12 protein-coding genes are annotated in these 12432 nt (G+C 47.4%); 9 read left to right on the top strand and 3 right to left on the bottom strand.

The window, feature by feature from the left end:
* Nucleotides 1-4: 4 nt before the first annotated feature.
* Entirely contained in the window at nucleotides 5-943 is a 939-nt protein-coding gene (locus tag E5342_RS10435) for a glycosyltransferase family 2 protein (RefSeq protein WP_121735281.1), read from the top strand.
* A gap of 40 nt (nucleotides 944-983) precedes the next feature.
* Here the strand turns inward: E5342_RS10435 and msrA are convergent, their stop codons facing one another.
* Nucleotides 984-1370, bottom strand: coding sequence for a peptide-methionine (S)-S-oxide reductase MsrA (gene msrA / locus E5342_RS10430; RefSeq protein WP_282593908.1), 387 nt, complete (start codon nucleotides 1368-1370; stop codon nucleotides 984-986).
* Nucleotides 1371-1592: 222 nt separating this feature from the next.
* On the opposite strand from msrA, the gene potA reads away from it, so the two are divergent.
* From potA to E5342_RS10405, 5 genes are read left to right on the top strand one after another with little or no spacing between them, the layout of a single operon-like run.
* Nucleotides 1593-2981 (top strand): polyamine ABC transporter ATP-binding protein, encoded by a 1389-nt coding sequence (gene potA / locus E5342_RS10425; protein ID WP_121735283.1) that lies wholly within the window; start codon nucleotides 1593-1595, stop codon nucleotides 2979-2981.
* 12 nt (nucleotides 2982-2993) lie between these two features.
* Nucleotides 2994-3791 carry an ABC transporter permease gene (locus tag E5342_RS10420; protein ID WP_409072531.1) on the top strand — a complete coding sequence of 266 codons (798 nt, stop codon included), beginning with the start codon at nucleotides 2994-2996 and terminating at the stop codon, nucleotides 3789-3791.
* Nucleotides 3791-4579 (top strand): ABC transporter permease, encoded by a 789-nt coding sequence (locus tag E5342_RS10415; RefSeq protein ID WP_409072532.1) that lies wholly within the window; start codon nucleotides 3791-3793, stop codon nucleotides 4577-4579. Before E5342_RS10420 ends, E5342_RS10415 begins: the two co-directional genes overlap by 1 nt.
* Before the next feature lie 6 nt (nucleotides 4580-4585).
* Nucleotides 4586-5923, top strand: a complete 1338-nt coding sequence (locus E5342_RS10410; protein ID WP_135959334.1) for an ABC transporter substrate-binding protein — start codon at nucleotides 4586-4588, stop codon at nucleotides 5921-5923.
* A 1-nt stretch (nucleotide 5924) separates the two neighbouring features.
* Nucleotides 5925-6539 (top strand): HAD family hydrolase, encoded by a 615-nt coding sequence (locus E5342_RS10405; protein WP_121735285.1) that lies wholly within the window; start codon nucleotides 5925-5927, stop codon nucleotides 6537-6539.
* 25 nt (nucleotides 6540-6564) lie between these two features.
* Here E5342_RS10405 and E5342_RS10400 read toward each other — a convergent pair whose 3' ends face one another.
* Both E5342_RS10400 and E5342_RS10395 read right to left on the bottom strand, forming a co-directional pair.
* Nucleotides 6565-7245 (bottom strand): queuosine precursor transporter, encoded by a 681-nt coding sequence (locus tag E5342_RS10400; protein WP_121735286.1) that lies wholly within the window; start codon nucleotides 7243-7245, stop codon nucleotides 6565-6567.
* A 61-nt stretch (nucleotides 7246-7306) separates the two neighbouring features.
* Nucleotides 7307-7969 (bottom strand): DUF2490 domain-containing protein, encoded by a 663-nt coding sequence (locus tag E5342_RS10395; RefSeq protein ID WP_121735287.1) that lies wholly within the window; start codon nucleotides 7967-7969, stop codon nucleotides 7307-7309.
* Between the two features lie 114 nt (nucleotides 7970-8083).
* On the opposite strand from E5342_RS10395, the gene E5342_RS10390 reads away from it, so the two are divergent.
* The 3 genes from E5342_RS10390 to E5342_RS10375 all read left to right on the top strand — a co-directional run bounded on the left by E5342_RS10390 (nucleotide 8084) and on the right by E5342_RS10375 (nucleotide 12429).
* Entirely contained in the window at nucleotides 8084-8965 is an 882-nt protein-coding gene (locus E5342_RS10390; RefSeq protein WP_121735288.1) for a hydroxypyruvate isomerase family protein, read from the top strand.
* A 559-nt stretch (nucleotides 8966-9524) separates the two neighbouring features.
* A complete protein-coding gene (locus E5342_RS10380) occupies nucleotides 9525-10553 on the top strand; it encodes a threonine aldolase family protein (protein ID WP_121735289.1) in 1029 nt (342 codons plus the stop codon).
* Nucleotides 10543-12429: an endonuclease/exonuclease/phosphatase family protein gene (locus E5342_RS10375; RefSeq protein WP_121735290.1), complete on the top strand. Its 1887-nt coding sequence runs from the start codon at nucleotides 10543-10545 to the stop codon at nucleotides 12427-12429. The genes E5342_RS10380 and E5342_RS10375 overlap by 11 nt, the downstream gene beginning before the upstream one ends.
* Nucleotides 12430-12432 lie beyond the last annotated feature (3 nt).

Below are 12432 nucleotides of genomic sequence, written 5' to 3'. Positions count from 1 at the left end.
AGGCATGAAGAAGTTAGCGGTTATAGTTCCGTGTTACAACGAGGAAGCCGTGATCGAGGAATCGTATCGGCGTACGAAAGAGGTCTTGGTAAAGTTGTCCAACCCTACGGAGATTATCTATATAAATGATGGTAGTCAGGATAAGACACGCTCTTTGTTGGATCATATAGCCGCTACCGATCCTCATGTGAAGGTGATTCACTTCTCCCGGAATTTCGGTCATCAACCGGCGGTAACGGCGGGTATCAATAACTGTGACGCTGATTTGGCGATTATCATCGACGCCGATATGCAGGATCCGCCGGAATTGATTCCGGATCTGCTGGAAGTGCAGGAGAGAGAGGATGCCAACGTGGTTTATTGCGTCCGTAAGTCACGGGAAGGGGAGAGCCTTTTCAAACTGTTCACCTCCAAGGCTTTTTACCGGGTGATGAATTATATGAGCGAGGTTCATTTCCCGCTGGATACAGGAGATTTCCGTTTAGTGGACCGGAAAGTGATGAATGAGTTTGACCGTTTTAAGGAACGGGGAAAATATATCCGTGGCTTGATAAGCTGGGTGGGCTTCCATCAAGTGCCGTTTTATTATGAGCGTGAGGCGCGTATCGCCGGCGAGACGAAATATCCGATTAGTAAGATGCTGAAATTTGCGTCAACGGCAATGCTTTATTTCTCGAAGAAACCGTTGCGTTTGGCGACGAGTCTCGGGTTTATATCCGTATTGGTCGGTATAATCTTGGCGGTTTGGTTCACGTTGGGCAAGATCTATGGTTTCAGTAACGCCGAGGTCGGTTGGACTTCTATCATGACTTCCATTATCTTCTTTGGAGGTGTGCAGCTATTGACGGTTGGTGTGTTAGGGCAATATGTCGGTATCCTTTTTGACGAGATCAAGGCTCGTCCCGAATACATTATTGACGAGAAGAAAAACTTTGAGAGTTGACAATTGACGGTTACGACAAGCGGTAATTAAACTATCAACTCTAAAAGATTTTTCGATAGATATGACAATAGGGTGTATCTCCTTTCTTGTCATAATAATGTTGGTGATAATCCTCGCCAACCCAGAAGGTGGTAGCGGGTTCTAAAGCAGTCGCTACCTTATATCCTTTATCTGTTAATATCCCGATATATTTCTCAGTCATTTTTTTCTGTTGTTCGTCGCAATAGAAAATAACGGAACGATATTGTGTGCCTATGTCCGATCCTTGTCCTCCTACTTGCGTGAAGTCATGGGTCTCGAAATAAAGGCGAAGTAAATCCTCATAGCTAGTCTGCGACGAATCGAATACTACCTTGACAGTTTCCACATGACCTGTCATGCCTGTTTTCACTTCTGGATAGGTCGGATTATCTATTTTTCCACGTATTTTGCCTATAGTCTTAGGGTTGCTGTCCGGATGGTTGCATGGGATTGAAGGATGGTAAAGCTATCTATCAATTAAAATCCGGCGCATACAAAATGAGTTTCCAATAATATTTTCGTATATAACGTATAGACTCTATCGCAGAACCGTTAAAAATATGTACATTTGTGCCGCTTTTTAGGGTGGTAAACCGTAATTGTTTAATTGTAATTAGGTTAGAGGATAATGTCAATACAAAAGTCCGATCGCATTATCAGTGTGGAGCACGTATCAAAGTATTTCGGCGAGAAGGCTGTGCTGAATGATGTAAATTTGCAGGTCCGCAAGGGCGAGTTTGTAACCATTTTGGGGCCTTCCGGTTGCGGAAAGACTACCCTGTTGCGTTTGATAGCCGGTTTCCAGACGGCCTCCGAGGGTGTTATCACGATCGCCGGAAAGGAGATCACGCAGACGCCGCCGCATAAACGTCCCGTGAATACGGTGTTCCAGAAATATGCCCTGTTCCCACATCTGAATGTGTACAATAATATCGCCTTTGGCTTGAAGCTGAAGAAACTACCTTCCGCCACGATCGAGAAGAAAGTGAAGCAGGCGTTGAAGATGGTGGGGCTGACGGACTATGAGGATCGCGATGTCGATTCCCTCTCCGGCGGCCAGCAGCAACGTGTGGCGATCGCCCGCGCCATCGTGAATGAGCCGGAGGTGTTATTGCTGGATGAGCCGTTGGCGGCCTTGGACTTGAAGATGCGCAAGGACATGCAAATGGAATTGAAAGAGATGCATAAGTCCTTAGGCATTACGTTCGTGTACGTGACCCACGACCAAGAGGAGGCCTTGACGCTCAGCGATACGATCGTTGTCATGAGCGAGGGGAAGATCCAGCAGATCGGTACTCCGATCGATATATATAACGAGCCTGTCAACTCATTCGTCGCCGATTTCATCGGCGAGAGTAACATCTTGAACGGAACGATGATCAAGGATAAGCAAGTCTCTTTCGCTGGGCATGAGTTTGAGTGTGTAGATGAGGGATTCGGGGAGCAAATACCGGTAGATGTCGTGTTGCGCCCCGAGGATATTTACATCTTCGAGCCATCGGAGGCGGCGATGTTGACGGGTACGGTGACCTCCTCCATCTTCAAGGGTGTGCATTATGAGATGATGGTGCAAACCCCGAACGGATACGAGTTTATGGTACAGGATTACCATTGCTTCGAGGCAGGTAGCGAGGTTGGGCTTCTTATCAAGCCTTTCGATATCCATGTGATGAAGAAGGAACGTATTTGCAATACCTTCGAGGGAAGGTTGATCGACGCTACGCATGTGGAATTCCTAGGCTGTACGTTTGAATGCAAGGAAGTAACCGATATAGAACCAAATACGTCAGTGAAAGTCGAGATCGATTTTAAAGATGTGATCTTGGAGGATAACGAGGAAGACGGTCGCCTGACCGGAGAGGTGAAATTTATTCTATACAAAGGCAACCATTATCATCTGACCGTGTTTACGGATTGGGACGAGGACATCTTTGTCGATACCAACGATGTATGGGATGATGGAGACCATGTCGGCATAACGATCGCCCCGGATAAAATTCGAATTATTCATGTTTAAAAAGGGAAGGAAGTGATCAATACGTTTTCTGCATTTTTTATGAGACGAAGGAACTGGACCATTCCTTATGTCCTGTTCTTGGCCATCTTTGTCGTGATACCGCTCCTCTTGATCGTGTATTACGCCTTTACGAATGACGAGGGGATGTTTACTTTCGCCAATTTCCATAAGTTTATGATCCATCCCGAGGCGATAAACACCTTCGTGTATTCAGTCGGGATCGCTTTGATAACGACCATTCTTTGTCTGTTGCTGGGATATCCGGCCGCTTGGATATTGAGCCAAGCCCGATTTAATACTTCCCGTACGATGGTCGTTTTGTTTATTCTTCCGATGTGGGTCAATATCTTGATCCGTACGTTGGCTACTGTGGCTTTGTTCGATTTCTTGAATTTCCCGTTGGGAGAGGGAGCCCTGATCTTTGGTATGGTGTACAACTTCCTGCCTTTTATGATCTACCCGATTTATAATACGCTCCAGAAAATGGATCACAGCTTGATCGAGGCGGCGCAAGATTTGGGGGCGAATCCGTCGCAGGTATTTATCAAGGCCGTATTCCCGCTATCCATGCCGGGAGTAATGAGCGGTATCATGATGGTGTTTATGCCGACAATCTCTACGTTTGCCATCGCCGAGTTATTGACGATGAACAATATCAAGCTCTTCGGTACGACTATACAGGAGAATATCAATAACGGTATGTGGAACTACGGGGCGGCGCTTTCTCTTATCATGTTGTTATTAATCGGAATCACGGGATTGTTCAGTAATGAGAGCAGTGATTCGGCGAATGAGGGAGGGCTTATCTGATGGTGAAATATTTAGCTAAAGGATATCTATGGGCTTTGCTATTGTTGCTCTACTCGCCGATCTTGATTATCATGATCTTTTCATTCACGGAAGCGAAAGTGCTGGGTAACTGGACCGGGTTCTCCACGAAATTATATAGCTCTCTTTTTGCCGGCAACGTACAGCATTCGTTGGTCAGCGCCCTTTGGAATACGTTCGCTATCGCTATGATAGCCGCTACGGTATCTACCTTGTTGGGAAGCGTGGCCGCTATCGGGATCTTTAATTTGAAGGCAAGGGCTCGTAACGCCGTGAGCTTTGTCAATAACATCCCGATGTTGAATCCGGATATCATCACCGGTATTTCCTTGTTCCTGCTGTTTGTCAGCCTAGGGATCTCCCAAGGGTTCACGACGGTCGTGTTGGCGCATATCACCTTCTGTACGCCGTATGTGGTATTAAGTGTCATGCCCCGCTTGAAACAAATGAACCAGAACATCTACGAGGCGGCGTTGGATTTGGGAGCCACCCCGTTTCAGGCCTTGCGGAAGGTGATCTTCCCGGAAATCCGTCCAGGTATGATCAGTGGCTTTATCCTCGCCTTCACGCTGTCTATCGACGATTTCGCTGTGACCATATTTACGATTGGTAATGAGGGCTTGGAAACTCTTTCCACCTTTATCTATGCGGATGCCCGGAAAGGAGGATTGACCCCGGAACTGCGTCCTCTCTCAACGATTATCTTCGTAACCGTGTTAATATTGTTGATTGTTATAAATAAACGTGCTGAGAAAGCGAAGCGAGCGTAAATGAAAATGAAGAAGTTTATATCGATCTTATCTGTTTGGGCCCTGCTTATGGGGCTGTTCACTTCTTGCGGGCGCTCGGACGAGGAAAGAAGCAAGATATTGAAGATTTATAACTGGGCGGATTATATCGACGAGGAGGTCTTGACGGATTTCCCGAAATGGTATAAGGAGCAGACGGGCGAGGAAGTCCGGATTATCTATCAGGTCTTTGATATCAACGAGATCATGTTGACCAAGGTTGAGCGGGGGCATGAGGATTTCGACTTGATTTGCCCTTCGGAGTATATCATTGAGCGTATGCTGCGGAAGAACCTCTTACTGCCGATCGACCGTAATTTCGGGAAGACTCCGGATTATATCAACAATGTCTCTCCCTATATCCAAGCGGAACTGAATAAGTTAAGCCAGCCGGGCCGGAAGACTACCGACTACGTGGTTCCTTATATGTGGGGAACCGCCGGTCTGTTGTATAATAAGGCCGATGTCTCTCGAGACGAGGTAATGTCGTGGAAATGCCTTTGGGATCCTCGCTTCAAGAATAAGATATTGATGAAGGATAGTTATCGTGACGCTTATGGAACCGCTATCATATACGCTAACTCACGAGGGTTGGCGGATGGTACGATCACGGTGGAGCAATTGATGAACGATAGCTCCCCGGAAATGATTGCTATCGCCGAGGAATACTTAAAGAAAATGAAACTGAATATCGCCGGCTGGGAGGCCGATTTTGGTAAGGAGATGATGACGAAGGGAAAGGCGTGGTTGAATTTCACGTGGAGCGGCGATGCGGTCTGGGCCATGGAAGAGGCGAGTGCCGTAGGCGTAGATCTGGGGTATGAGGTTCCTTTGGAGGGTAGTAATATCTGGTACGATGGTTGGGCGATCCCTAAGTATGCCCGCAACGTGAAAGCGGCCAGTTATTTCTTGGACTATATCTGCCGTCCGGAGAATGCCATCCGGAATATGGACATGACAGGATATGTCAGCGCTATAGCTACTCCGGAAATATTGGAGGAGAGAATGGATACGACTTTTACCGAATCTGTGGACGTAAGTTATTTCTTCGGGCCGGGGGCTGAGCACGCACGAGTGAATCCGGTCCAGTATCCGGATCGTAAGGTCGTGGAACGCTGTGCCATGATCCGCGATTTTGGAAACAAGACGGAGGTTGTCCTGGAAATGTGGAGCCGGGTAAAAGGTGACAATCTTAACTCTTGGATTGTTATATTGATATTCGCTGTTTTCGGTCTGTTGTTTGTCTGGATCGTCTATAAACGGATCAATCGTTATCAACAGAAAAGGCGACATCGCAGACGTCGTCGCTGGTATAAAAAGAAATGATATGGAAGGCATAAAGAACTTGATCATAGACTTGGGCGGTGTGCTTATTAACTTGACTCGCAACCGCTGTATCGAGGCTTTCGAGAATTTGGGCGTGGAGAATATCCGGGAACAGGTCACGAATAACTATCAACATAAGGATTTGTTTGAACGATTGGAGTTGGGGATGATATCGGTGGCACAGTTCCGTGATGATATTCGTGCCTTATCGGGAAAGCCCCTTACAGACGAGCAAATCGACACCGCATGGATTGCCATGCTGGGAGACGTGCCGGAAAATAAGTTGCGGTTGTTGTTGGAGCTTCGCGAACGCTATCATACGATGCTTCTGAGCAATACGAACGAGCTTCATTGGAAATGGTCCGAAGATACCTATTTCTCTTATCAAGGTCTTCGTGCCCAAGATTTCTTCCATAAGATTTACCTCTCTTACGAATTGCATATGCTGAAGCCGAACGCGGATATTTTTGAGTACGTACTGAAGGACTCGAATCTTTTAGCTGAGGAAACGATGCTGATTGATGACGCTTCCGTGAATTGCCGGGCGGCTGAATTATTGGGAATGAAGTCCTATATGCCGCAGCAAAGGGAGGATTGGTCGCATCTATTCAAATGAAGGCCGGTCATTGTTTGGTCCCGGCCTAAATGTCTTTAACCTTTAAGATATTATACGAGGTACCAAGATCATACACATCATTCCCGTCTACTTTCTTGATGTACTTTACGACACGGATGGTGACGGGAAGGATGATAACCTCGTACAAGGATTTAAGTACCGCCTGCATCCCGATCATGATAAGCAGTTCTCCGGCCGGGATCAATCCGGCGAAAGCGATCGGGAAAAAGATCACGGAGTCGGCGCTCTCGCCGATAAGGGTGGATACGATCGCCCGTAACGAGAAATGCTGTCCGTTGGAGGCGATTTTCATCTTGCTCATCACGTAGGCGTTTAGGAAAGAACCGACCAGAAACGCTATCAAGCTGGCGACCGCTATACGCGGAGCCATCCCGAACACGAAATTGAAGCCTTCCTCGCCTTCCCAGAAAGGGGCGGCCGGTAATAGTACCGCTAGTTGCGCAAAAGCGATCACCAGAAAATTAGAGGCGAAGCCACTCCAGATAATTAGCCGTGCCTTTTTGAATCCCCACACTTCCGCTATACAATCATTGATGATATACGAGATCGGGAATACGATCAAACCTGCGGTAGCCGTTATACCGCCTACTTGCACTACTTTTGTCTCTAAAAGATTGGACGCTACAAGGCATATATTAAAAAGTATACCTAGCAGCATGAAAGGTACTGTAACTGTTTTTTGCATGTCTTCTTGTTTTTAACGAGGTTTATCAAGCACTCAGGACGCGAAGGTACGAAAATTCTCATTAAAAACGATGGGTATAGCAGATACCGATCGCATGGCGGTAATTTACAGGATCGTCTACATTAAATATATGGTAGCGATAATAGAGTTGGAGGTTATTGTTCGGGTTTAGTCGGTAATTACTTCCTGTGGAGAAACGGATCTTATCGGACCGCATCTTATTTCGCGTGTCGTTGAAGATCTCAGTATAGGCAAAAGGACAGAAATCACTCTTACCGATCTTATAGGAGAGGGTCAGCATCGAACGCAGATAATTCTTGGGATGTCCGGCGTGAACCTTATAGGTACTTTGAAAACGTTCCCGGACAGAGAGGGTAAAACGTCCGGCTGAATAAGTCCCCGTAGCGTAGAGATAATATCGGTTTCGTAACTTGTCGGATGCCTTGTATCGCGCTAGAGACATATATCCGCTTCCTGCTAGAAGATATTTGTTAAACTTGTAGTTTACCTCAACGGTGGTAAGGAACCATTCCGCTTCCTTGAAGTCATCTCTCGGACGGATGTCCTCTTCTACAAGAAAGGATAAATGCTTATAGATTTTTCCGCATAGGCTCGCCTTGAAATACACACCTGCGCCCTTCATTCCGTATAAGGATGAAGTGCATCCTATTATAAAGAATAGGATCAGATAAATAGATCGTTTTGTATATGATGTGTTTTTTATGTAGAGTGATTTCCGTATGCAAAAGTAGTGTTTTTGGATGTAATACCAACATCTCGGGATATTATATCCGATTTTCCGTATATTTGTCTCCTATTAACTATCAAATTCGAATACATGGAAAACATATCAAGAAGAACGGCTATCAAGACATTTCTAGCCGGAGGTGTAGCTTTGGCTACTACAGGTATCGAGGCGGCCGCCGCCGCGAAAAAGAAAACAGACGTGAAGGAACCCTTGAAAGGAAATGTCCGCCATTCCGTAAGTAAATGGTGTTTCGGTGATTATAATCTGGACGAGTTCTGTGAGATCTGTAAGCATATAGGGATTGAATCCATTGAGTTGCTGGACCCGGTAGATTGGCCGATCGTACAAAAGCATGGCCTGACGGTGGCGATGGCGCAAGGGGCCGGGCTTGGAATAGACCGGGGGTTCAATGATCCGGCCTTGCATGACGAGTTGGTTGCCAGTTATGAGAAGGTGATCCCGATGGTGGCGGACGCTGGATTGACAAACTTGATTTGCTTCTCCGGCAGACGTAACGGCGTAACGGACTTGCAAGGCTGGGAGAACTGCGAGAAGGGGTTGAGGCGCCTTATCCCGTTAGCGGAGAAACACAAGGTCGTCTTGACCATGGAGCTTTTGAACAGTGTCGGCCATAAGGATTATCTTTGCGATCATACGGTTTGGGGTGCGGAGCTTTGCCGCCGTATCGGTTCCCCTAATTTTAAGTTACTGTATGATATTTATCATATGCAGATCATGGAGGGGAATATCATCGAGAATATCCGGAAATATAATCAATACTTCTCCCATGTCCATACCGGAGGTAGCCCGGGACGTGCCGAGATCGACGAGACGCAAGAGCTTTACTATCCGGCTATCATCAAGGCTCTTATGGAGACAGGCTATAAAGGCTTCGTTGGGCAGGAGTTCGTCCCCGCCCGAGAAGACAAGATCGCTTCCTTGGAGAAGTGTATCCGTATCTGTGATGTATAGGGTTACTTAGTAATGACTTACAGTGCCAAGCTTGTGCCATTATAGTGGCACGGCTTTGCCACCGGCGTGGCATTGTTGTGCCATCGCTATGGCATTTTTTTAATATTTCACCATCACCATCGAAGGCCTGGTCGCCAAACCGGCGAGGCCCTCTATGTGACGGAACAATTTCAAGTAAAATAGCGTGCGATATGGATTATTCTATTTATCTTTGCCATAACAAACAAATCTTGCTATGGAAAACTGGAACGAAACACAGGAGAAGAAAAGCTTGCTGTATTCTTTTTCAATTTAGCGCAGGTCTCTTTTACCATATTGGTATTAGGACTTCTTCTAACGTTGACTAAAGAGGAACTTTACAATAACTATTTCTTGATGTTGTTGTCTTTGTTTGGCATTGTACTTACGACTCTGTTTGCTAGGATAGGTAATAATATATTAAAATAATATTCATGGTAGCATTAGTAGGTTTTGGTATTATTAACGACTATAGTGGTTGCTTTCTGGATTTATACGGAAACGAAAGCCGGAAAGAAGTGGATAAAAAAATTGTAATAAGATGAGAAGTTTCGCTAGTGACAACAATTCCGGCGTGCATCCCCGGGTAATGGATGCGATCATCAAGGCAAATGATAATCATGCGGTTGGATATGGTGATGATCCTTGGACATTGGCCGCTACAAATAAGGTACAAGAAGTGTTCGGTAAGGATGCTTCCCCTTTTTTCGTGTTTAACGGAACGGGGGCGAACTCTGTTGCCCTGCAAGCTGTGACCCGTCCGTTTAATAGCATCCTGTGCGCCGAGACCGCTCATATCAACGTAGACGAATGTGGAGCCCCCGCACGAATGACCGGTTGCGCCATCGTCACGATCCCTACGACGGACGGTAAGCTGACACCGGAATTGATCCGTCCCCATCTGAAGAACTTCGGGGTTTGCCACCATTCGCAACCCAAGGCCGTTTATATCTCCCAAGTATCGGAATTAGGTACGATCTATACGATAGAGGAGGTGAAAGCGATCGCCGATCTCTTACATTCGTACGATATGTATCTGCATATGGACGGAGCCCGCTTGGCGAACGCCTGCGCTTACCTGAATTGCACGATGCGCCAAGTGACCGTAGACGCAGGCGTGGATATCTTGAGCTTCGGAGGCACGAAAAACGGTATGATGATGGGAGAGGCCGTGGTCTCGTTCCGCCCGGAGATAACGGAGAACCTGCAATTTTACCGGAAGCAATCCGCCCAACTAGCCTCGAAGCTACGTTATCTCTCCGCCCAGTTCATCCCTTATCTGGAAAATAACCTTTGGCTGGAGAACGCCATGAAAGCGAATAACAGCGCCGCCAAGCTAGCGGACGTGCTACGGCAATACCCGGAGATTCATTTTACGCAGAAGATCGAGTCCAACCAACTCTTCTTCACGATCCCTGCCGAGGCATTGAGGAAGTTGCAAGATAAATATTTCTTCTATATGTGGAACGAGGAGATAAACGAGGCTCGTCTGGTTACCTCTTGGGATACTTCCGGCGAGGATATCGCTGAGTTCGAGCAAACGTTAAAAGAAATCTTTTATGGAGAATAAATTTTCAATTTTCAATTTTCAAATTTCAATTATATGGTCGATCGTCCTGATCGGATGCTTGCCCATAAATAGGGTTTTTGCCCAGCAAGGCGGCGATGCCGAGCGGAATACGTTGCGTATCATGAGCTATAATATCCGCAACGGAAGGGGCATGGATGAGGTGACGGACCTCGGGCGTATAGCGGAAGCCATACGTAAGGTAGCCCCCGATGTAGTCGCCGTACAGGAGGTAGATAGCGTGACCGGAAGAAGCGGCGGGATCGACGTGCTCCGGACACTGGGAGAACGCACCCTGATGTTCCCTACCTACGCCCCGGCCATCGACTTTGATGGCGGCAAATATGGGGTAGGTATGCTGAGCAAGGAGAAGCCGGTGAGCTACCGCTATATAGCCCTTCCCGGACGGGAGGAGGAACGGGTCTTGCTATGGGTCGAGTTTGAGAGATATATCTTCTGCTGCACGCACCTTTCCTTGACACCGGAAGACAGGATGCTCTCCTTGCCGATCCTTCAGCGGGAAGCCGCTTCTGCGCATAAGCCCCTGTTTATCGCCGGGGATTGGAACGCTACGGCGCATTCCCCCTTTATCACGGAAATCAGCAAGGATTTCCAGCTATTGAGCAATCCTAAACAGGCTACATTCCCGGCTTCCACGCCGGATAGCTGTTTGGACTATATAGCGGGTTATGTAAAGAATGGACAGCCCTTTACTCGTTTGTCCGCATGGGTTCCCGAAGAGGCGGTGGCATCGGATCATCGCCCGGTCGTAACGGAGGTTCGCCTGAAGGCCAAGCCGGAAGAGATCTTTTATGCGGCGCCCTATCTCCAAAATCCTACGGAGGGCGGCATAACGGTGATGTGGCAGACCCATGTCCCTACGTATAGTTGGGTAGAATACGGTACGGACACGCTGAATTTGAAGAAGGCCCGTACCATCGTGGACGGTCAAGTGATATGCAACGGCTTGCATAACAAGATCCGGCTGACGGACCTAAGACCGGGGCAAACCTATTACTACCGGGTATGCTCGCGAGAGATCCTGCTTTACCAAGCCTATAAGAAAGAGTTTGGCGAGACGGCGGTATCCCCGTTCTACACTTTCAAGGTCCCTTCCGCATCCCAAGAGGATTTTACGGCCTTGATCTTTAATGACCTACATAAGCATATCCCGACCCTAGACGCCTTATACGGGCAAGTGCGTGATATCCCTTATGATTTCGTGGTATTTAACGGGGATTGTATAGACGATCCTGCCAATGAGAAAGAAGCTTTGTTTCATTTGGCTTATCTGTGCGGGAAGGTGGGCGCCAGCCATATCCCTGCTTTCTTCTTGAGAGGCAACCACGAGATCCGCAACGCTTATTCGATCGGCCTGCGTGCTCTGTTTGACTATGTGGGCGATAAGACGTATGGGGCGTTCAACTGGGGAGATACCCGTTTCGTCATGCTGGATTGCGGCGAGGATAAACCGGATAGCACATGGGTGTATTATGGCCTGAATGATTTCACCGGTCTTCGGAAAGATCAGGTGAGTTTTCTCTCGAAAGAATTGAACGGCAAGGAGTTTAAGCAAGCCTCGAAGCGGGTTTTATTGAACCATATCCCTATTTACGGGAACGGGGATGCTTATGAGCCTTGTCCGGAACTTTGGGGAAATCTGTTGGTGAAAGCCCCTTTCAACGTGAATATATCCGCCCATACGCATCAATACGCCTTCCACCCGAAAGGCTCGTTGGGAAACAACTTCCCGGTGATCGTAGGCGGGGGGTATAAGCTCGATTCGGCTACGGTGATGGTATTGAGGAAGAAAGGAAACGAGATGAGTCTGCGAGTGTTGAACGCGAAAGGGGAGACCTTGTTAGACTTGAAATTATAAGGG

This window comes from Parabacteroides distasonis, from assembly GCF_004793765.1.
Classification (GTDB): domain Bacteria; phylum Bacteroidota; class Bacteroidia; order Bacteroidales; family Tannerellaceae; genus Parabacteroides; species Parabacteroides distasonis_A.
The sequence above is the reverse complement of the archived record's forward strand: the minus strand, read 5'-3'. Positions and strand labels throughout refer to the sequence as shown.